We start from the raw sequence: 19,873 nt of genomic DNA, 5'->3' as shown, positions 1-19,873 counted from the left end.
GGGCCCCGACCGGTTGCCACCGCGCCGAGGCGCGGAGTCCGGTCGGGGCCCGGTGATCAGGCCCGGTGAAGACGAGGCCCGCTGAAGCTCGTGGTGCGGTGGTGCGGTGGAATCGGTCAGCCGGCGGAGTACGGCAGGTACGGGACGTCGAAGCAGTTGGTGTTCATGTCCTTGACCTGGCTGACCCAGCCACCCTTGCCGCCGTTCGCCGAGTCCTGCCAGCGGGTGACGTTCAGGCAGGCACGGGACTGCGTCGACGGCGTCGCGTCGTGCGTGAACGAGCGGTTGATCAGCAGCCCGTCACCGTTGTAGGCCTTGCCGCTGTTCATGAAGGCCTCGACGCACTTACGGGTCACATCCGCACCGCAGGAGCGGATGGCATCGGTCAGCCACTGGGCCGACGCGTAACCCTCCATCATCCACAGGTTCTCCTTGGCGACCCGGTCGGGTGCCGCGGCCTGAAGGTCCTTCTGGTACTGGGCGACCTGCGGAATGGAGGTGTCCGAGTAGTTCGCGGACTGGCTCGTCCCGTAGATGACGTTACGGCAGTTCGGCGACGCGTTGTAGATCTGACGGATGTTGTTCGCCATGCCCTGGGCCGTCGCGACCTTGGCCTGCAACGGCATCCGCTGGCTTTCGATCGAGTTGCACAGCTGGGCGTTGCCACCGTCGTCCATCGCGTCGAAGACCACCTGAACGCCGCGGCGCTTGAGGTCGAGCACCGCGGAGTCCCACGCCGGGGCGCCGAGGTTGATCTCCTCCTTGACGACCGTGTAGCCCTCCTTCTCCAGGCCGTTCACGATCGACGTGGCGTACCGCTGCGACTGGGCGACGTTGTAGTACACGACGCCGGCGACCTTCGCCTGCAGCTTCTCCTTGAACCAGCGGTAGATCTCGGTGCCCGCGTACAACGTGCCGTTGTAGCCGGGACGCTGACCGTCGCGCGGGTAGGAGCTGCCGTAGATCGAGTACAGGTGCGGGTACTGGTCGTAGGAGTTGTCGACGGGCTGGCCGCCGATGTCCGGGACGCCCTTGGAGTTGATGTACTGCGCGCCCCCGTAGCTGAAGGCGGTCACACCTGCCAGCGCGAAGACCTTGTCGTCGTCAACGAGCTTGTGGGCGCACTCGGCGTTCTTGTCGCCCGAGCCCTTGTCGTCGCATTCGATGAGGTTGATCTGGCGACCGTTGACCCCGCCTGCGGCGTTGAGCGCCTTGAAGTAGGCCCGCGCCCCGTACAGCGACGCCGAGAATGTGTCCGGGCCGAAACCGCTGCTCAGACCAGCAATCGACCCGACCTTTATCTCCGTGGGCGTCACTCCCACATCGGATGCGGTGTTGTTTGACGCACTCGTCGGTGCGTTGGAAGCCGTTGTACCGGAGCCGGAGCTGCCGGCCCGGCTGCCGCAGGCGACGAGCGCCAGCGACGACAGGGCAACGACGGCGACGAGCGACTTCGCTCGCATGGACATGATCTCCCCTGGTAGATCGGTGACGCGCGACCTGCACAACCGGGTCGACGTCCTCGACACGTCGTCCTGACGGCGGCGCCGATGCCACCGTAGACTACGCACAGTTACATCATCCTGTGTTGCGGACAAACATCCGGCGCCACCAGCTTCGACGCACCGGAGGAACGCTCCCGTTGTCCGCGGGGGCGCCGTGGCCGGACGGAGTGTCCGCGCCGGTGCCCACCGGTCCGTCGTCCAGAGCCCCGGGCTCCCCATACCCGGCGTCGCTGTTCACGGCGCGCTGGCTCCCGATGGCGCTGCTGCTGCGCTCGGCGTCCGACGGTGAGGCGCCGTTCACCCCGCCGCCGGTCGACCTGCTGGTGCTCGGCCCAGCGCTGCTCGACCCGGTGCCGATCGTGCCGACACCGTTCGATCCAACGTTCACCGGCCCGCCGTCCTCCGGTCCGACGTCACTGTCGGTGACCGGATTCGTGGGCGTGACCCTGGTCCGGTCGACGGGCTCGGACACCGTACCGCCGACCTCGGTCGTCCGTGCTGGCGCGGCACCCGACGGTGCCGAACCCGCGGCCGCCATCACGGAGGGTGCCGCCGACGGGGACGTCGTCGCTTCAGGCGACCCATCGGTGACCTTCGGCGCCCTCGGCCTGGAGGCCGGGACGCCGAGCTTCGCCATCGCCTCGTCGAGAGCTGCGAGCGCCTGCCCGATCGCGGCGACCGTGTCCTGTGAGGGGGCCGTCCCAGCGTCCTGGGCCGGCAACGCCACGACCTGCCCGGCCTTCGCCACAGCCGATTCGGCGGCGGGCGGCTCGGCCACGGACGGCTCGGCCACCCGAGGCTCGGCTGCGGACGGCTCGGCGACAGGCGCTACGGCTGCTTCCGGCGCGGCTACGACCGGCCTGGCCGCAGCGGCGGCGGCCAGCTCCGCCACGGCCGACTCGACCGCTTCCAGCTCGGCCACGACCGGCGCGGGAACCGCCACCTGGCCATCGACCTCGGTGGCGGCGTCAACGTCGGAGCCGGTGTCAACGTCGGTATCGGCATCGACGGTATCGAGCTCGGTGGTCTTCGGTCGCTCGGATGCGGCCGCGTCGGCGTCCAGTAGGTCGGACTCGAACGGCTGGGCTGGCTCGAACGTGGGTTCCGGCAGGTCGGCCTCGGACGGCTCGGACAGCTCGGACGGCTCGGACGCGGGTTCCGGCAGGTCGGGTGCGGCCACTTCGTTCATGGGTTCAACCGGCACGACCGGCTCAACCGGCAGGATCGGAGCTTGAGGTGCCGCTTCTTCCAGCGCCTCGGCCAGGGCCAGGGCCTCGGAGAGCTCGGGGGCGACGGGGGCGACGTCCAGGTCGGCGGAGGTGGGCGCCGCTAGTTCGGCGGATGTGGACGCCGCCGCCTGGGGGGCTGTCGGCCCGTCCGGACCAGTGAGCCCGTCCGGACCGACGGGGGCGGACGGGTCCGTCGTCGGGGCCGGGAGCACGGGGGTGGCCGCGGGGGTCACCGGGGCTACGACCAGTCGGTTCACGATCCGGCCGCCGTCGCCCAGGGTGCGGCTGAGCTGGCCGGACTGCACCAGTCGCCGGCAGACCTGGTTCACCGTGCCCCGGTTCGCCCCGATCGCGGCGGCCAGCCGGCCGTCGTCCATTCCCTCGGGGACCTGGGCAAGCTGGTCGAGGATCCGGTCAGCAACAGTAGCCACAAAGCGGACGCTATACGCCATCTGAGTATCGGCGGCAAGCGGGGTCTCCAGCGACGGCAGGGTGTCCGTCCCGGCGCGACGGGCGTCCGCGCGGCGGTCCGCGGGCCCACGCCATCGCCGTTCACCTTCAATGACTGGTAGACCACGGAGAGCTATATTTCGCCGGGAGGTGCCGCCTGCCGAATGCCGAGGGGATGCCTGCATGACCACCTGTGATCCGCGGCCCACGCTGGGATCGAGCTTCGACCCGCGACGCAACTCCTTCGGGTTCCTGCGGATCGTCCTCGCGCTGCTGGTCTTCTTTCAGCACGGGTTGATCGCGGGTGGGTTCGCACCGGCTCCGGGCGCGCACTCCCACACCGACCTGGCCGCGATCGCGGTCGACTGCTTCTTCGCGATCAGCGGTTTCCTCATCACCCGAAGCCGGCTGCGCATCAGGTCGTCCTGGCGCTTCCTGTGGCACCGTTTTCTGCGTATTCTTCCGGCATTCTGGGCCTGCCTTGTCTTCACGGCCCTGGTCATAGCTCCGCTGGGCTGGCTGTATACGCGTGGAACGCTGCACGGATATTTCACCGCCGACGTCCACGGGCCCTTCTCCTATCTTCGCGCCAACTGCCTGCTTCTGATGCACTTCTACGACATCGCCGGCACCCCCGACAACGTGCCGATCACGGCGCTGCCGAACGGTCCGGTGGCGTGGGACGGGTCGTTGTGGAGCCTTTTCTGGGAGGCGCTGTGCTATCTGGGCGTCGCCGTGCTCGGCGCGACCGGGCTGCTGCGTCGTCGGCCCTGGGTGCTGTGGGCGCTGGCCGGTTCGCTGTGGCTGCTGTGGGTGGTGCGCTGGCTCGATCCCGCGGTGCTGCCGACCGCGCTGAACAACGAGTTCGTGGCCGCGGCCGTCCGGCTCGGGTCGCTGTTTCTGGCGGGTGCGGCGCTGTGCGTGTACGCCGATCGCATCCCGGACCGGGCCTGGCTCGGCCCGCTGGCCGCCGCTCTGGCCATCGGCGCGCTCGCGCTCCCGGACGGGCATGCCGCGGCCAGCCTGCCGATGGCCTACGCCTGCGTCTGGGCGGCGCTGCGGGCGCCACTGGTGCCGCTGCCGGGGGGACGGACCCTCGCGCCGCACCGGGTCGGCGTCACCACCGATCTGTCCTACGGCGTCTACATCTACTCCGCGCCGGTGCAGCAGCTGCTGGCCGTCTACGGCCTGTACCGGCTGGGGGTCGCGGCATGGGTGCTCATCTCGCTCGCGGGCACGCTGCTGGTGGCGCTGGCCAGCTGGCGGTTCGTCGAGGCACCGGCGCTACGGCACAAGAACGACGTCCTTGCCGGACCGGTCGCCGTGCTGGCGGCGGTGCGGCGTGGACGCCCACTCCCGCTGTCCGGCCGGCGCACCGCCCGGGACACCACCGCGGTCATCCCCGTCCAACGCGACCCGACCCGGCGCGATCCCGCCGGCGGCGACACCGCCCAGAGCGGTGCCACCGCGAGCGATGCCGTCCGGGCCGACGGACAGAGCGCCGCGCTGCGACGCGACCGGGACGCAGGAGGTGGCGGGATCGTCGGCGAACAGCAGCAGGGCGAGCAGAACCCACAGGAAAAGGCCGACCCGGTTGGCGGTCATCATGGGTAGTCCGATCGTCCCGACGACGCTCAGCACGGTGACGGACGTGGCGAAGCGGCGCTGCGCGGGTGGGCGCGCCCGACGCACCCGCCGCCAGGACAGGACCACGACGACCAGCACCAGAGCCAGCAGGGCGACACCGACGAGCCCACCGACGACCACCGCCTCCGCCCAGGCGGAGTCATACGGCACGGCGAGGCCGCTGACGCCGTAACCAAGCCACGGTCGGCTGCCCAGGACGTATCCCCACGCCCGCGCCGACGCGCCCACCGAATGGAAACGATCGGCCGTGTACTGAGCGAAAAGTCCGTTGGAACCGGCGCCCGGAACCAGCATCCGCAGCATCCAGGAGCCGTTCCAGTGGGTCACCCCGGCCTGGGACGCCCCGAACGCCCCCACCATCAGCACACCGCCGAGGGCGAAGACCCGGCGAAGCGGCCGGCCCAGCCGGGCCGCCTGCCACACGGCGACCGGCACCCCGCACAACAGAAAGATCTTCGAGACGCTCAGCACGCCACCGATCAGGATGGGAACCGCCGCCAGCGCCAGCAGCATCGGACGGTCCGCCCGCCCGGGCCGGGCGAGGAGATAGACCACGGCGAACAGCGCCAGGGAGTAGGCGACTCCGGCCTCCACCGGCTGGTTGAAGATTCCGGAGAGCCGACCGTTGTTCAGGGCCAGCAACGCCACGCTCTGCCCGTCCAGCGCGACCCCGCCCCAGAAGGCGCTCAGTACCGGAGTCAGGTCGGTGACCAGACCGAGCATCGCCACACAGGCGTTGAGCACCATGAGTACGACGAACACCCGACAGAACCGGTCGAGTGCCTCCGTCCGGTCATAGCCGCAGCCCAGCCAGCGGCCGACCATGAGCAGCACGGCGACCGGATAGAGATAGTTGTCCATACCGGCCAGCAGCGAACCCGGTGCGAAGTCACCGAGAACCGTCACACCGATCGCGTCGAGGGTGACGAACGCGGCGAAGGACCCCCAGAGCACCACCATCATCAGGTGTCGCGAGGAGAGCCCCCGATACATTCCACCCGCCGGCAGGAAAAGGAGCATACCGCCGTAGACGACAACCTGCTCCGTACGTATTCCACCCGCCACATAGGGGCCGAAACAGGCCACCACAGCCAGATACATCCAGGCTTTCGCCGTGGCAGTGGAAGTTATGTTCATGGGCTGCGACACCGCCGCATCATGACACACGACAAGAGCGATTCCCCACGATTGGCGGCCGGCGACGACGCACCTCGGCGGTCCGTCCGGCCGGTGTTTTCGCCGGCCGGACGGACCGAGCCGGACGCCTCGTCCGCGGTGCGGTCAGCCCGTGGTTGACCGGGCTGACCACGGGAAGGTGGAGCAGCAGAGCGTGCCGGGAAAAGCCCGAACGCACCGACACCGACGCCGGGACCTCGTGCTGGGGTGGCCGGCCAGGGAGGCCGCCATGACACAGCCAGCCGCGCAGTCCGGAGAGTGGAGCGTCCAGGACGACCCGCTCGAGCCCGCGGAGATCCTGGACAGTGACGAACTCGGTTCGACCGAGGCCGGCCGGGACCCCCTCGACGACACCTGGGACGCACCTGACCGCCCCAGCGACAACCTGCGTTTCCCGGCCACCCCACGGGAGGAACGCCGCGGCGCGTCCCTCGACCGGCTGCTGTCCGCCGAGGTGCCCGACCCCGATCCCTACCTGGAGGCCGAGCGTCGCGACACCGGCAGGGAGGACGTCGGCGACGGCGAGGAGAACGGCTATTCCGGTGACCGGGACGGACGGGTCCGGCGCACCGGAACCGCCGAGGAGCGCGCGCTGCACCTCGAATGACCGCCACACCGGCGCCCCGCCACCCCGGTTACGCTCTCAGCTGTGGCCTCCACGATGGACGACCCGCAGCCACAACCGCCGGCCTGGGCGGGCCGCGCGCCTGACCCGGGGACGGCGCCGGGGGGCTGGGCGACACGGCCCCGGGTCTGGGCGCCACGGATCTGGGGGCCGCGGGCGCGACTGGCTGGTTTCGCGACACTCGGGGTGATCGCGGTCGCCGCCGCCGTGCGGGTGTACCTGGTGGATCCGGCTCATCCGGGGCACTATCCGGTCTGCCCGTTTCGCTGGGCGACATCGCTGGACTGCCCCGGATGCGGGTCGCTGCGCGCCGCACACCAGCTTCTCCACGGCCATCCCGGCGAGGCGGCGAACTTCAATCTCTTCTTCGTCGTGGTCGCGCCGGTTCTGGGCGCCGGCTGGCTCGTGGCGGTCGCCCGGGCCGCCGGCTGGCGACGCCCGCTGCCCCGCGTCCCGGCCCGCCTGCTGCCGGTGATCCCGGTGCTGGTGATCGCCTTCTGGGTGCTGCGTAACCTGCCGCTACCCGGCTGCACCTGGCTTGCGGCCTGACCCTCCGGCGCCACCTGACCGTCCAGGGCGGCCTGCACCCTGCGGAGCGGCCTGGCCGTCCGGGGCGCGCGGGTGGCTCAGCGTTGGCCGAGCAGGTAGCAGGCGATCGCGGCGGTCGCGGCGACGTTCAGGGAGTCCACACCGTGGGCCATCGGAATCCGCACCCGGGCGCTCGCCGCCGCCTGGGCCGGCGCGGACAGCCCCGGCCCCTCGGTGCCGAGCAGCAACGCCACCCGAGCCGGCAGGTCGGCCAGGCGCGCGGCGTAGGTGGCGAGGTCGTCGGCGTCCGCGGCGGGGGTGAGGGCAAGCAGGTCGAACCCGGCGGTGCGCAGATCGGCGAGGGCCGCGGGCCATGGGTCGAGCCGGGCGTACGGGACGGCGAACACCTCCCCCATCGACACGCGTACGGATCGTCGGTAGAGCGGGTCGGCGCAGCGCGGGCTGAGCAGCACCGAGTCCATCCCGAGACCGGCCGCGGACCGGAAGATCGCACCCAGGTTGGTGTGGCTGACGATGTCCTCGCAGACCAGCACGCGCCGGGCGGTGGCGAGCAGGTCGGCCGGTGAGCGCGGCGGACGTCGGCACATGGACGCGAGCGCCCCGCGGTGCACCTCGAACCCGGCGATGGCGGCGAGGACGTCCGGCCCGGCGACGTAGATCGGGACATCCGCGGGCAGGTCCGCCGGCACCGCGGCGAGCCGTGCCGGTGCCACCAGCACGGACCGCGGCCGGTAACCGGCCCGCAGGGCACGTCCGATCACCCGCTCACCTTCGGCGATGAACAGACCGTCAGCCGGCTCCCGCCGGCGACGCAGGGCCACGTCGGTGAGCGCGACGAAGTCGTCCACCCGCGGGTCGGCAGCATCGTCGATCACGAGGGGATCGGGCCGCGCCGGGACGGATCGCGTGCCGTCATCCGCGGTGGCCGGGTCGCGACACACACGCTCAAGTCTACCAGAACCCCGGCCGCACCTGTGCGCCAGCCCACGCGCCAGGATGCCGCGGCGTCCAACGCGCTCCCTCGCCGGGCGGCCAGCTCCTATCGTCTGGCGGTGACGCCCCCCGGCTCGGGCGGCGGGCCTGCCCACCTTCGTCCAGCCCGGAACGGAGCGCGTCCAGTCATGCGACAAGCACAGCCCCACGAGCGGCACGGCCTCATGAGCCCGTTCAGCACAGAGGGCTTCGTGTGGTCGCTGACCGAGACGGCCTCGACGATGTGCGCGGTCGACGGCGGGCCGCAGGACGTTTTTGCCAAGATCACATCACGCGGTGCAATCACCGATGGTCGCATCGACGCGCCTGGCATCCCTTGGATCGATCGAGATGCCGAGGTCAGCGTCCTGTGGGTACAATCGGGTGGTTTCTCGTTCACGGAAGGCGTTGACACGATCGGTCACTCTCGGCAATTGAGACCGATCAGGTGCGTCCGCAGGGAAATTTGGTACAAAGCAAGGGGGTGCCGCGCCGGAACGCCCGGAGCGCACTCCCGTGGGGCCTTGGACGGGCCCTCCCGAACCGCCGTCGTCGGCGCCGCGCATCGACCCCCCCGATCGGTGTGCACAGCGCCGGCGACGGCCTCGGCCCTCGCCACACCCCCTGACCATCCAGGCCACGCGGACCACCCAGGCCACGCGGGCCGAGCTGGCCACGCGGGCCGTCTGGTCGGCATCGCCGTACGGGACGCGGTCGGATGAGGCGCACGACGTTGCCGGCCGCGATGATCGCGCGGCTGAGCGCCGCTCTCGAACCGGTCGACGCGGCGCTGGCCGCGCGCCATCCCGGGGCGTCCGGCGGGGCCGGCCGGCAGCCGGTGCACACCTGCTACCTGCCAGCCGACCACATGCGGGCGGACATCATGGCGATCTGGGGCGCGCGGGCCCAGCGGCTGCTGGCGCGGCACGCGCCGGACCCGGCCACGCTCGCCGCCGCCACCGGTGGCGATCCGGCGGAGGCCATCGCCGCCGCGGTCCACGCCCAGGTGACGCGGGTGCTCGCCACCGAGCCGGTGCAGGACCTGCGGGTCGACCTCGAGGACGGCTACGGCCTGCGCGCCGACGACGCCGAGGACGCCGACGCGGTGCGGGCGGCCGAGGCGCTGCGGGCCGCGGCCGCCGCCGGCCTGCTACCGGCCCGTTACGGTCTGCGTCCGAAGTCGCTGGACCCCGCGGTGCGCTCACGGGGGCTGCGCAGCCTCGACCTGTTCCTGACCGCCCTGTGCGCGCACGACGGCCCACCGCCGGGCCTGGTGATCACCGTGCCGAAGGTGAGCGCGCCCGCGCAGCTACGGGTGTTCGCCGACGTGCTCGCCGCGCTGACCGACCAGCTCGGGTTGCCGGGGCCGGTCGACATCGAGATCCAGGTGGAGACCTCGGCCGCCGTCCTGGCCCTGCCCGAGCTCGTCCGGACCGGTCTGGCGCTGAGCGTGACGGGGCGGGCCAGCCGGCTCGTCGGCCTGCACGTCGGTACCTACGACTACTCCGCGGCGCTGGGAATCGGTGGTGCCGACCAGGCCAGCGATCATCCGGCGGTCGAGTACGCGACGACGATGATGCAGCTCGTGGCGGCAGGTACCGGTATCGACGTCGCCGATGGCTCGTCGAACCTGCTGCCCGTCGACCCCGACGTGCACCGGGCCTGGCGTCGGCACGCCGATCTGGTCCGCCGAGCCTGGCACCGCGGGCTCTACCAGGGCTGGGACCTGCATCCGGGGCAGCTGGTGAGCCGGCACGCCGCCGTCGCCGGCTGCCTGCTCAGCGGACTGGACGACACCCTGGCCCGACTCGGCGCGTACGTCGCCACCCAGCGCACCCACGCCGGGAACGAGAACGCCGCTGACGGTGGGGCCGGGGCTGACGGTGATGGCCGGGGGTGGGGCCGTCGCGGACGAGCCGGCGACCGGGCGGGCGCTCGCCGGACACGTCCTGCGGGCATTGGAAGCCGGCCTTGTCGACGACGCGACGCTCGGCTCCGCCGGGCTGCGCCGCGACCAGGTGCTCCGGCTGGTGGGTTAGCCGCGGCCGGTCGGGGTCAGCTGCCGAAGCCGTCGACGGTTCCGGTCAGTCCGGTCGGGGTGTGCGGACCGAGGTGGATCTGTTCGAGCACCCCGACGCCGGTGCGGTCGCCCATTTTCGCGATCACCAGATTCTGCAGGTGCAGTGAGGTCCGGGCGACGGGATCGAAATCGGCGAGGGCGATCGACTCCCGCCCGACCTCCAGTTCGCCGTGGTTGGCGCCATGGGTCCAGTAGCCCAGGCCACGCATCCGGAAGGTCAGGACCTTCTCCAGTTCGATGTGCACCTCACCCTCGGCCGGGTCGTCGAACCACAGGTCGGCCCGTGTGATCTCGCGGCGGCCCGGCTCGAACTCCAGCTGGTGGCGGATGTTGCGGCCCTCCCGGACCCCGCCGGCCGGCGTGCCCTGCCAGGGGGCCACGTTCCCGGGAACGGGGTCGAGCACGAGTGCCGTCTCCAGCCAGCGGGTGCCATCGGAGTACTCGTGCACGGCGAAATGCGTGAACCGGTCACCGAAGTGCAGCGGTGCCCACAACCAGAAGATCTGCAACTCCGGACGCGGGATGTTCATCGTCAGCTGCTGGCCGACCGGACGGGTTCCCCAGGAACGGTCGCGGGTGCCGGAGACGTCCGCCGCATCGATGCGCAACTGCTCGCCGTCGACGGTGACGGTGCCCTCCCAGGTGCCCCACTGGGTCAGCCGGGTGTGGTCGGAGGTGAGGATGCCGGCGGGCGAGATCCGCCGCTGGCGCGGTTCCTCCACGGCGACGGTGGTCGCGCGAAAAGTCAGGTCACAGGAGATGCCCTGTTCGTTCGGCGCTACGACGTAACGGATCGTCCGCATCGGTTCCACGACCTCGATCCGGATGGGACCGACCGTGGTGGAACGGTCGAGCGGCATCGTTCCGGACGCGAAGATGGAGTGCTCGACACCTCCCAGCACCACGCTGAACGCCGCGTCGATGACTCCCCGCACCGGGTAGTGCCCCATCGCGGCGCCGAAGTAGAAGTGGCCGTCCTTCTGATGGCCGTTGAACCAGTAGCGGTCGTAGTGGTTGGGGTCGCCGGTGGCCGGATGGGCGATCGGATCGGCCGACGAATGAATCGGGTAGTCGTCGAAAGGGGTGAGCATCGCCGATTCTCCTCGGGTCGTCTCGGCAGGGCCGGCCTGGGCCGGGCGGTACTGCGGTACTACAGCTTGGCCACCGCGCCACCGTCGACGTCGAGAACGGCGCCGGTGATGAAGGCGGCCTCGGCGGAGGCCAGGAAGGCGACGGCCGCGGCGACGTCCTCGGACCGGCCATGCCGCTTCAACAGCTGGATGTGCTGGTAGTGCGACCAGAAGACGCCCTCCTCGCCGAGCTGCGCCACATACCGGTCATGCATGATGCGGCCGGGGCGCACCGCGTTGACCCGCAGGCCGTGCTCGCCGCCGCGGCCGGCCAGGTGTTTCGTCAGCCCTTCGACGCCGGCTTTGGAAGCCTGGTAGGATGCGCCCGGCTGGATGCCGCCCATGCGGGTGAGTTCGTGTTCACCGACGCCCATGACCGCCGACAGCGAGGAAAGCATGACGATGGACCCCGCGGTGCGGATCAGATGTGGCCAGGCCGCCTGACAGGTCAGCATGGTGCCGGTCAGGTTCAGATCGATGATCGCCTGCCACTGGGCGACGGTCTCCTGCGGCCACTGCCCGACGTCGGCCGTTCCCGCGTTGGCCACGACCACGTCGAGCTGCCCGTGCCGGGCGATGGTCTCCTCGACCAGGTGGGTGACGTCCGCCGGGCGGGTGACATCGGCGCCGAGAAAGGCGACGCCCGCGGGGAGGGGATCCTTCGGTTCGTGCCGGGCGCAGGCGACCACCGCGGCGCCCTCCTCGGCGAGACGCCCCGCGACGGCGGCACCGATGCCCGTCGACGCTCCCGTGACAATGGCGACCCGACCGGCGAACCGTTGCGTCATCGACCAGCACTCCCTGTCCCACGTGATCGGCCCGTCCCACGTGATCGGCCCCACGCCGGGCTCAGCCCGCCAGCACGAAGGTGGCGAATCAACCGTCGCCGGACGCCGGACGGTGCCCGACCCCACCTGACCCAGGGCGCCCGCGGATGGTCACGGATGGTCGCGGTCGGCCACCGCCAGGCCGTTTCGGATTCCAAACCGAACGACTCCGGTGCAGAAAGTGAACGTCAGGTAAAGGATGCACGACAAAACCGTCGCCCGGAAAACACACAGCATCGGACGGGTCGACATCCGCCGGCCATGCCGTTACAACAGTCGATGTGAACGACGGCGTACTGGCCCTGGTGGTCGTGACCGCACTGGCATTCGACTTCACAAATGGCTTCCATGACACCGGCAACGCGATGGCAACATCGATCGCGACCGGAGCACTACCACCCAAGGTGGCCGTCGCCCTGTCCGGGGCGCTGAATCTCGTCGGCGCATTCCTGTCGCTGAGCGTGGCCGCCACGATCGCGAGTGGCCTGGTCAACACCGGCGACGTGACGCTCACCGTCGTCTTCGCCGGCCTGGTCGGCGGAATCACCTGGAATCTGCTCACCTGGTTCTTCGGAATTCCGTCCAGTTCCTCCCACGCGCTTATCGGTGGGGTGATCGGCTCGACCATCGCCGCCGCCGGCAGCGACGGCGTTAAATGGCACGGAGTTGTCTCGAAGGTCATTATTCCGGCCGGTCTGTCGCCCGTTATCGCCGCGCTCATCGCCACCGCCGGCACCTATCTGATCTACCGGCTGAGCCGCAGCGTCCCGGACGGTACCCGCAACCACGGCTTCCACATCGGGCAGATCGGCTCCGCCTCGCTGGTGTCCCTCGCCCACGGCACGAACGACGCGCAGAAGACCATGGGCGTCATCACCCTGGCACTCATCGCCAACGGCACCCTCAACTCCGGTGCGCAGGCTCCCACCTGGGTCATCGTCAGCTGTGCGATCGCCATCAGCGCCGGCACCTACCTGGGCGGTTGGCGGGTCATCCGGACCCTGGGCAAGGGCCTGGTCGAGATCGACTCGCCGCAGGGCATGGCGGCCGAGTCCTCCTCGGCCGCCACGATCCTGCTGTCCAGCCACTTCGGGTACTCGCTGTCGACCACGCACGTCGCCACCGGCTCGATCCTTGGCACCGGTCTCGGTCGGCGCGGCGCCGAGGTGCGCTGGAGCGTCGCCGGCCGGATGGCCACCGCCTGGCTGCTCACTCTGCCCTCCTCCGGGCTGGTCGGCGCCGCCTGCTACGGCATCGCCCAGGGCATCGGCGGGACGGCCGGAGTCATCGTCGTCTTCGCGGTGCTGGTGATCGCCTCCGGCGCCCTGTACTGGCATGCCCGCAAGACCCCGGTCAGCCACCACAACGTGAACGAGGAATGGGACGGCGCTCTGGTCCCGGCCGAGACCCACGAGCGCATCGCCGCCTGATGCCGCGCCATCACGAGAGGAGGGGCTGGCTGTGAACTCCTGGATCAACCTTGACGCCCTGTGGAAGATCGTCGTCCTCGGCCTGCTGGCCGGCGCCGGCCTGCCCGCGCTGTTCGCCGTCGGCCTGCGTGCCATCAGCCTCCCCGGCCGGGGCGGCGCCGCCACCACGAGCGGCGCCGACGACCGGATCCTCGGGTCGAATCCGGCGGGGATCGCCGCCGGGGCCCTGTGCTTCGCGATCGTGCTCGCCGGGATCGGCTGGGGCATCTACTCCGTCGTCGCCGGAACCTGAAGCCGCCGAAACCTCAGACAGGACCGTCATCACCATGAGCAGCAGGGCGCTACCCCCGTTCCTGGCCTCGATCGTCGGCTGGCTGCGCGCCGGCTATCCCGAGGGCGTTCCCGACCACGACTATCTGCCGCTGTTCGCGTTGCTGCGCCGCAGGCTCACCGCCGACGAGGTGGACGAGCTCGCCACGACCTTGGCCGAGGCGGACGACTCCGCCTCGGTGCACGCGGTCCGCACCGCGATCTCCGAACTCACCAACGGCGCCGCCCGCGACCAGGACATCGCCCGGGTCAGCGCCCGCCTGGCCGCCGGCGGTTGGCCGAACCACACCGGTGACCGAACCACACCGGTAGCCGAGCCACACCGGTGACGGGGTGGTCGCGCGCGACCGTCGTCGTATGATCACAGCCGTGTACGTGCCGCGCCCGTTCGAGCTGACCGAGTTCGACCAGGTCGCCGAGCTGGTCGAGCGGATCGGTGCCGTCGACCTGGTCACCTTCGACGGCACGGGTCTGGTCGCCACCCTCGTCCCCGTGATCTGGGACCGCGCCCCCGGCCAGACCGACCCCACGCTCACCCGCTCCGGCGACGCTGATCCAGCCGGTGGGGCGGCCGAGGGTCGCGGGGCGCCGCACGGGCGACTGCTCGGGCATATCGCGCGCGCCAACGGGCAGTGGCGCGGGAGCGAACCGGGTGTCGTGGCGCTCGCCATCCTGCGCGGGCCGCAGGCGTACGTCTCACCGTCCTGGTATGCCACCAAGGCCGAGCACGGCCGGGTCGTGCCGACCTGGAACCACCTGTCCGTCCACTTCACCGGCCCGGTCGTGTTCCACCACGAGCCCGCCTGGCTGCGTGACGTCGTCACCCGTCTCACCGACCAGCACGAGCGGCACTGCCCGCGGCCCTGGTCGGTGGACGACGCCCCCGCGGAGTTCGTCACCGGCCAGCTGCGGGCCATCGTCGGCGTCGAGATGGCCGTCCAGTCGATCGTCGCGCAGGCGAAACTCAGCCAGAACCGTTCCCCCGCCGACCGCGACGGTGTCCTCGCCGGCCTGCGGGACGAGGGCGAAGGCGAGGCCACCGCGCCGCCGGGCGAGGCCGTCGCCGACCTGATGACACGGTTCGGTTCGGGCCGCGTCCCCGACTGATCGGGCCAGCTCATCCGGCCGTCGAGCTGCCGGTGCGCCGCCCGGCCAGACCCGCCTGATCGTCCAGGGCGAAGGTGCGGCGGCAGTGACGCAGCAGGGCGTGCAGGGCGGGGCTGGGGGTGGCGGTCCAGGTGAGGGCGAGCAGCGCGCGGACCGGGGCGTCCTCGATGGGCAGGGCGCGCAGGCTGTCCGCGCGACCGTCGACCATGGACGTGGACAGGATCGCGACGCCGAGGCCGCGGGCGGCCAGATCCGCGACGGCCGCCGGCGCGGCCGCCTGCACGGCGAAACGCGGCCGGACGCCCGCCGCGGCACAGCAGCGTTCGAACACGGTGCGCACGCCGGTGCCGGGCGGCAAGCAGGCCAGCGGGTGGGCGGTGAGCTCGGCGAGGGTGACACTGGGCCACGCGGCCAGCGGATGGTCGGGGGCGACCGCCGCGACCAGCGGTTCGCTGAGCACGGGCAGCATCCGTGGGTCGCGGGCGGCGTCGTCCGCGGCGGTGCCGACCAGCGCCAGTTCGAGGGTGCCGGCGCGGACCTGTCCGATCAGCCGGTCGGAGGCGTCCTCGACGACGCTCAGCTCGATGCCGGGGTGGGCCTCGTGGAAGGCCGCGAGCGCCTCGAACCAGGGCTGGACCAGGCAGGACGCGACCATGCCGACGTTCAGGCGGCCCCGGACGAGCCCGCGCACCTCGTCCACGGCACCGCGCACCGCGGCGACGGCGGCCAGGGCCTGCCGGGCGTGCTCGAGGGCGGCCACGCCGGTGGTGGTGAGGGTGGCGGCGCGACCCGTGCGGTCGAGCAGGGCGGCGCCGAGCTCGTGCTCCAACGCGCGGATCTGCGCGCTGACCCCCGACTGGCTGATGTGCACCCGCTCGGCCGCCCGGGTGAAGTTCGCCTCCTCGGCGACCGCGACGAAGTACTCCAACTGGCGCAGCTCCATAAGCGCTGATTCTAGTTCTCATCAGATCAAGCTGTTGGACTTCTGATCCCGTCCGACGCAGTGTGGACGTGGAGCCGAGCGCAGCAGGAAGCCGGCGGGAAGCACCAAGCCAGCGGGAAGCACCAAGGAGGAATCCCTTGACGTCGCATCCGAACCTGTCGACCGCCCGGGAACGTGCCCGTGTGCCGGAGGATCTGACCAGGCTGTTCGTCGAACGGGCCAACGCCGGGGACGCCGCCGGCATCGCCGAGCTCTACGAGCCGGACGCGGTGATGGCCTACCCGCCGGGCGGGCGGACGGTGGGCCGCGACGCCATCCGTGCCCTGTGGGAGCGGGTGCTCACGCACGCACCCCGTTTCGAGCCGGAGGAGCCGCTGCCCACCCTGGTCAGCGGGGACATCGCGCTGACGTCCACCGCACCCCGCGACGGCGCCGGCGCCCGCGCGCAGGTCGTGCGCCGGCAGCCGGACGGCACCTGGCTACGCCTGCTCGACCAGCCCGAGTTCACCGCCACGGACTGAACCGCCACGGACTGAACCGCCAGAGACCGAACCGCCAGCGACGTGAACCGCCGGAGTGCGAACCGTCGCGGTCAGCTGCCCAGGTAGGTCGAGTAGCCGAAGGGGGCCAGCAGCAGCGGGACGTGGTGCGGGTCGGCGGGGTCGCTGACCTCGAAGGCGATCGTGACCTCGGGGAAGAACGCCGAACGGGCGCTGGTGTCGAACACCAGCCGAAAGCGTCCGGGTGCGGTCAGGGGCAGGCCGGTGATCCGGCTGTCGGGGTCGGTGACGGCCTCGGCGAGCAGGGTCCAGCCGGCGGTGGGTTCACCGCGTTCGAGCCGCACACGGACCTCGGCCGCGGGTTGACCGAGGGCCGTGTCCAGCACATGGGTGGACAGGCCCACGTCACGCCCCGGTGATCAGGTGGCGGATGCGCAGCGCGGTGATCTCCGCCTGCTGACCGGCGGCGACACGCAGCTCCTCGGCGGCGTCGTGGGTCATCCGCTGCTGGAGCAGGTCCAGCATCTCCGGCGCGGTGCGGCCGGCCGCACGGACCAGGAAGACATAGCCGAAACGCTCCTCGTAGGCGGCGTTGCCGGCGGCGAACGCGGCCTTGGTCTCCTCGGACGCCTCGTCCATCGCCGCCTGCTCCCGACGGGGGGCGTCGAGGGAGACGATGGAGGCCCGGGCGGTCGTCGGCGGCGCCGGGGTGCGGGCCGGGCGCTCCCCGATCCGGGGGTGCGCGGTGAACGCCTCGAACCAGGCCGATTCGGGCACCTGCCACCACTCCTGCTCGGCGGCGGGCAGCAGCGCCGCGAGCGTGCCGAACGGACGGCGGGCCACCACCGCCTCGGCCCAGTCCTCCGAACCGCAGCAGGCCAGCAGCTCCTCGCGCGCGGCGTCCGGGGACAGCGCGTCGAACCAGCGCATCGCCAGCGCCTCCCGGCCGACCAGGGTCGGGGCACCGGTCAGGCGCAGCCGGGCCAAGCCGCCGTCGGGGATGGCGTCCAGGCGCACATGGGTGGCCTGGACGGGCACCTCCAGGTGTTGGGCTGGACGCGGGTACGCGGCAGCAGGGGGAACCAGCCGGTGACGGCGTCGACGTCATCCGGGTCGATCAGGTCGGGGCAGTCGGCGGCCCACAGTTCGACGGCGCGGGGGGCGTTGCCGCGGAAGTGGCGGGTGTCGACCTCGGCCCGCACGATCTGGCCCTGGGTGGCCAGGCGAACCGTGGCCCAGTCGTGCCCCGTACCGCGGCGGCGGCGGGTCTCCCAGCCTTCGCCCATGGCGCGGGCGTCGCCGGAGGCGTTGAGGTTGTGCCGTCCGCCGTAGTGCATGTCGCTGGCGGCGACGACGACCCCGCCCAGATAGGCGGCGGCGAGGTCGGAGGTGACCCGGTCGAACAGGCGGGGATCCGGCACGACCGTGCCATGCACCCGCAGCCGGGCGACGCCGCCGTCGGGGTGGATCGTCAGGCGCAGATGGGTGATGCGGGTCTGGCCCGGCTCGGCCACGGGCAGCACGTTCACCGCGTCCGCGGCGATGGGGGTGTGACCCACCAGTTCGACCCACTCCACCGCGGGGTCGGCGGCCTCGGCGGCGGACGGGTAGCCGGCGAGCTTCGCCCCGTGGATCTCGACCGCCTCGGGGGCGTTGCCGGTGAAGTGGGTGGTGTCGACGGTGATCGCCCGGGCGATACCCGGGGCGCCGAGACGGACCACGGCCCAGTCGGCTCCGGGCAGGTCACGGCGACGGCGGGTCTCCCAGCCGTCGGCCCACTGACCGCGTTCGGTGAACACACCCGGACGCACGGTCGGTGGCTCGGACAGCAGCATCCGCTCGGCGAACGCGAAGAACTCGTCGTTGACGGCGACGACCGTACCGCCGAAACGGGACGCGGCCAGATCGATGAGGTTGGTCAGGTCGGGCTCGTCACTCATCAGATTCCCTCTTTCCGGGTCGACCGGGGCCGTCACCGTGCCAGCAGACGCCCCCGCGGCGGGCGATCGCCGTCGGCGCGCACCCCCCGCAGGTAGGTCGCCCGGACCAGTCCGTCCAGGCTACGACCAGCGTAGGGGGTCAGCGGGTGACGGTGACGCAGCATGCTGGGCTCCACCAGGTAGGACCCGTCCGGGTCGAGGACCACGAGGTCCGCGTCGGCACCCACCGTGAGGCGTCCCTTGGTCGGCAGACCGGCGAGATCGGCGGGTCCCGCGCACATCCAGGCGACCACATCGGCGAGGCTGTGCCCGCGGGTGCGCGCCTGCGTCCAGACCGCGGACAGCCCGAGCTGCACGGATGCGATGCCGCCCCAGGCGGCGGCGAAGTCGCCGGTGTCGATCCGCTTGACCTCCGGGGTCGACGGGGAATGATCGCTGACGACGCCGGCGAGCAGCCCCTCGGCCAACGCGTCCCACATCCGGTCCAGGTTCGCCCGCCCCCGAATGGGGGGTGCGCACTTGAAGACGGTGGCCCCGTCGGGGACCTCCTCGGCCGTGAAGGTCAGGTAGTGCGGGCAGGTCTCGGCGGTGAACGCCAACCCCTCCGCCCGGGCGGCGAGCAGGTCGTCCAGCGCGTCGGCGGCGGACAGGTGCAGCACGTGCAGTCGGGCGCCGGTCGCCGCGGACAGCGCGGCCAGACCCGCCACCGCCTGCTGCTCGGCGGCGGGGGGACGGGAGGCGAGCCAGCTCGCGAACGCCCGGCCCGCCACCGGCGGCGCCGCCTCGAGCACCGCCGGGGCCTCGGCGTGCACCACGGTGAGGGCGCCCATCCGGGCGGTGTGACGGGTGGCGGCCGCGAGCACGTCCATGGACACGTGCGGGAACTCCTCCACCCCCGAGGGGGCCAGGAACGCCTTGAAGCCGAACACGCCGGCGTCGTGCAGCGCGGCCAGGTCACGCAGGCTGCGGGTGTCGGCGCCGATGATGCCGCCCCAGAAGCCGACGTCCACCGCGATCTGGCCGGCCGCCACCGCCCGCTTGGTCTCGAGCGCCGCGAGCGAGGTCGTCGGCGGGATCGCGTTCAGCGGCATGTCGATGATCGTGGTGACCCCGCCGGCGGCCGCGGCCCGGGTCGCGGTGGCGAAGCCCTCCCATTCGGTCCGGCCGGGCTCGTTGACGTGCACATGGCTGTCGACCACGCCGGGCAGCAGCGCCCACGGGCCGAGGTCGGTGACCAGCACGTCCGCGGGTACCTCGTCGAACCCGGTGATCGCGGCGATCCGGCCGGCCACGACGTGCACCGCCGCGGGCCGTTCGCCGTCCGGCAGCACCACCCGGTGTGAGCGCAGCACCTGCGCCCGCTCGGGCAGGTCGACCGACGTGCCGGTGGGAGACGTGCTGGTGGGAGAGGTGGACCAGCCCATGGCAGCCGA

16 protein-coding genes and 2 pseudogenes are annotated in these 19,873 nt (G+C 71.7%); 9 read left to right on the top strand and 9 right to left on the bottom strand.

Annotation, left to right across the window (positions count from 1 at the left end):
• Positions 1-116: 116 nt before the first annotated feature.
• Together G6R24_RS01055 and G6R24_RS01050 are read right to left on the bottom strand one after the other, a co-directional pair.
• Entirely contained in the window at positions 117-1,463 is a 1,347-nt protein-coding gene (locus tag G6R24_RS01055; RefSeq protein WP_163547316.1) for an ABC transporter substrate-binding protein, read from the bottom strand.
• Positions 1,464-1,578: 115 nt separating this feature from the next.
• A complete protein-coding gene (locus G6R24_RS01050) occupies positions 1,579-3,186 on the bottom strand; it encodes a hypothetical protein (RefSeq protein ID WP_163547280.1) in 1,608 nt (535 codons plus the stop codon).
• A 181-nt stretch (positions 3,187-3,367) separates the two neighbouring features.
• Here G6R24_RS01050 and G6R24_RS01045 point away from each other — a divergent pair, with 181 nt between their 5' ends.
• The 3 genes from G6R24_RS01045 to G6R24_RS01035 all read left to right on the top strand — a co-directional run bounded on the left by G6R24_RS01045 (position 3,368) and on the right by G6R24_RS01035 (position 7,181).
• Positions 3,368-4,798 (top strand): acyltransferase family protein, encoded by a 1,431-nt coding sequence (locus tag G6R24_RS01045; RefSeq protein WP_163547279.1) that lies wholly within the window; start codon positions 3,368-3,370, stop codon positions 4,796-4,798.
• A gap of 1,438 nt (positions 4,799-6,236) precedes the next feature.
• Positions 6,237-6,614, top strand: a complete 378-nt coding sequence (locus G6R24_RS01040) for a hypothetical protein (protein ID WP_163547278.1) — start codon at positions 6,237-6,239, stop codon at positions 6,612-6,614.
• A gap of 204 nt (positions 6,615-6,818) precedes the next feature.
• Positions 6,819-7,181, top strand: coding sequence for a DUF2752 domain-containing protein (locus G6R24_RS01035; RefSeq protein ID WP_225437956.1), 363 nt, complete (start codon positions 6,819-6,821; stop codon positions 7,179-7,181).
• Positions 7,182-7,258: 77 nt separating this feature from the next.
• Here the strand turns inward: G6R24_RS01035 and G6R24_RS01030 are convergent, their stop codons facing one another.
• Entirely contained in the window at positions 7,259-8,056 is a 798-nt protein-coding gene (locus tag G6R24_RS01030) for a TrmH family RNA methyltransferase (RefSeq protein WP_225437955.1), read from the bottom strand.
• An 815-nt stretch (positions 8,057-8,871) separates the two neighbouring features.
• Between G6R24_RS01030 and G6R24_RS01025 the strand changes: the two are divergent.
• Positions 8,872-10,192, top strand: a pseudogene (locus tag G6R24_RS01025) (DUF6986 family protein).
• Positions 10,193-10,208: 16 nt separating this feature from the next.
• Here G6R24_RS01025 and G6R24_RS01020 read toward each other — a convergent pair.
• Together G6R24_RS01020 and G6R24_RS01015 are read right to left on the bottom strand one after the other, a co-directional pair.
• Positions 10,209-11,324, bottom strand: coding sequence for an Rv3169 family protein (locus G6R24_RS01020; protein WP_163547275.1), 1,116 nt, complete (start codon positions 11,322-11,324; stop codon positions 10,209-10,211).
• 59 nt (positions 11,325-11,383) lie between these two features.
• Positions 11,384-12,151 carry an SDR family NAD(P)-dependent oxidoreductase gene (locus G6R24_RS01015; protein WP_163547274.1) on the bottom strand — a complete coding sequence of 256 codons (768 nt, stop codon included), beginning with the start codon at positions 12,149-12,151 and terminating at the stop codon, positions 11,384-11,386.
• Positions 12,152-12,471: 320 nt separating this feature from the next.
• On the opposite strand from G6R24_RS01015, the gene G6R24_RS01010 reads away from it, so the two are divergent.
• Genes G6R24_RS01010 through G6R24_RS00995 form a run of 4 tightly spaced genes read left to right on the top strand, consistent with a single transcriptional unit; the run spans position 12,472 to position 15,057 of the window.
• Positions 12,472-13,620: an inorganic phosphate transporter gene (locus G6R24_RS01010; protein WP_163547273.1), complete on the top strand. Its 1,149-nt coding sequence runs from the start codon at positions 12,472-12,474 to the stop codon at positions 13,618-13,620.
• A 31-nt stretch (positions 13,621-13,651) separates the two neighbouring features.
• The gene (locus G6R24_RS01005; protein ID WP_163547272.1) at positions 13,652-13,912 is read left to right on the top strand and encodes a hypothetical protein; all 261 of its coding nucleotides are present in this window, start codon (positions 13,652-13,654) and stop codon (positions 13,910-13,912) included.
• A 34-nt stretch (positions 13,913-13,946) separates the two neighbouring features.
• Positions 13,947-14,279: a DUF3349 domain-containing protein gene (locus G6R24_RS01000; RefSeq protein ID WP_163547271.1), complete on the top strand. Its 333-nt coding sequence runs from the start codon at positions 13,947-13,949 to the stop codon at positions 14,277-14,279.
• Between the two features lie 28 nt (positions 14,280-14,307).
• Positions 14,308-15,057, top strand: a complete 750-nt coding sequence (locus tag G6R24_RS00995; RefSeq protein ID WP_225437953.1) for an FMN-binding negative transcriptional regulator — start codon at positions 14,308-14,310, stop codon at positions 15,055-15,057.
• A gap of 10 nt (positions 15,058-15,067) precedes the next feature.
• Here the strand turns inward: G6R24_RS00995 and G6R24_RS00990 are convergent, their stop codons facing one another.
• Positions 15,068-16,000 (bottom strand): LysR family transcriptional regulator, encoded by a 933-nt coding sequence (locus tag G6R24_RS00990; RefSeq protein ID WP_163547270.1) that lies wholly within the window; start codon positions 15,998-16,000, stop codon positions 15,068-15,070.
• A 137-nt stretch (positions 16,001-16,137) separates the two neighbouring features.
• Between G6R24_RS00990 and G6R24_RS00985 the strand changes: the two genes are divergently transcribed.
• Entirely contained in the window at positions 16,138-16,521 is a 384-nt protein-coding gene (locus G6R24_RS00985) for a YybH family protein (protein ID WP_225437951.1), read from the top strand.
• 71 nt (positions 16,522-16,592) lie between these two features.
• Here G6R24_RS00985 and uraH read toward each other — a convergent pair whose 3' ends face one another.
• From uraH to allB, 3 genes and pseudogenes are all read right to left on the bottom strand, one after another.
• Positions 16,593-16,904 carry a hydroxyisourate hydrolase gene (gene uraH, locus G6R24_RS00980; protein ID WP_163547269.1) on the bottom strand — a complete coding sequence of 104 codons (312 nt, stop codon included), beginning with the start codon at positions 16,902-16,904 and terminating at the stop codon, positions 16,593-16,595.
• 1 nt (position 16,905) lies between these two features.
• Positions 16,906-18,440 (bottom strand): annotated as a pseudogene (locus G6R24_RS00975) (allantoicase).
• A 32-nt stretch (positions 18,441-18,472) separates the two neighbouring features.
• The gene (gene allB / locus G6R24_RS00970; protein ID WP_163547313.1) at positions 18,473-19,864 is read right to left on the bottom strand and encodes an allantoinase AllB; all 1,392 of its coding nucleotides are present in this window, start codon (positions 19,862-19,864) and stop codon (positions 18,473-18,475) included.
• Positions 19,865-19,873: the final 9 nt, after the last annotated feature.

Source organism: Candidatus Frankia nodulisporulans, from assembly GCF_902806475.1.
GTDB classification, from domain to species: domain Bacteria; phylum Actinomycetota; class Actinomycetes; order Frankiales; family Frankiaceae; genus Frankia; species Frankia umida.
This window is presented reverse-complemented; position numbering and strand designations above follow the sequence as displayed.

Excerpts from the sequence above, each read along its gene's own strand:
- G6R24_RS01055 (WP_163547316.1), bottom strand. The coding sequence starts at position 1,463 with ATGCGAGCGAAGTCGCTCGTCGCCGTCGTTGCCCTGTCGTCGCTGGCG.
- G6R24_RS01050 (WP_163547280.1), bottom strand. The coding sequence starts at position 3,186 with ATGGCGTATAGCGTCCGCTTTGTGGCTACTGTTGCTGACCGGATCCTC.
- G6R24_RS01045 (WP_163547279.1), top strand. The coding sequence starts at position 3,368 with ATGACCACCTGTGATCCGCGGCCCACGCTGGGATCGAGCTTCGACCCG.
- G6R24_RS01040 (WP_163547278.1), top strand. The coding sequence starts at position 6,237 with ATGACACAGCCAGCCGCGCAGTCCGGAGAGTGGAGCGTCCAGGACGAC.
- G6R24_RS01020 (WP_163547275.1), bottom strand. The coding sequence starts at position 11,324 with ATGCTCACCCCTTTCGACGACTACCCGATTCATTCGTCGGCCGATCCG.
- G6R24_RS01015 (WP_163547274.1), bottom strand. The coding sequence starts at position 12,151 with ATGACGCAACGGTTCGCCGGTCGGGTCGCCATTGTCACGGGAGCGTCG.
- G6R24_RS01000 (WP_163547271.1), top strand. The coding sequence starts at position 13,947 with ATGAGCAGCAGGGCGCTACCCCCGTTCCTGGCCTCGATCGTCGGCTGG.
- G6R24_RS00995 (WP_225437953.1), top strand. The coding sequence starts at position 14,308 with ATGATCACAGCCGTGTACGTGCCGCGCCCGTTCGAGCTGACCGAGTTC.
- G6R24_RS00990 (WP_163547270.1), bottom strand. The coding sequence starts at position 16,000 with ATGGAGCTGCGCCAGTTGGAGTACTTCGTCGCGGTCGCCGAGGAGGCG.
- allB (WP_163547313.1), bottom strand. The coding sequence starts at position 19,864 with ATGGGCTGGTCCACCTCTCCCACCAGCACGTCTCCCACCGGCACGTCG.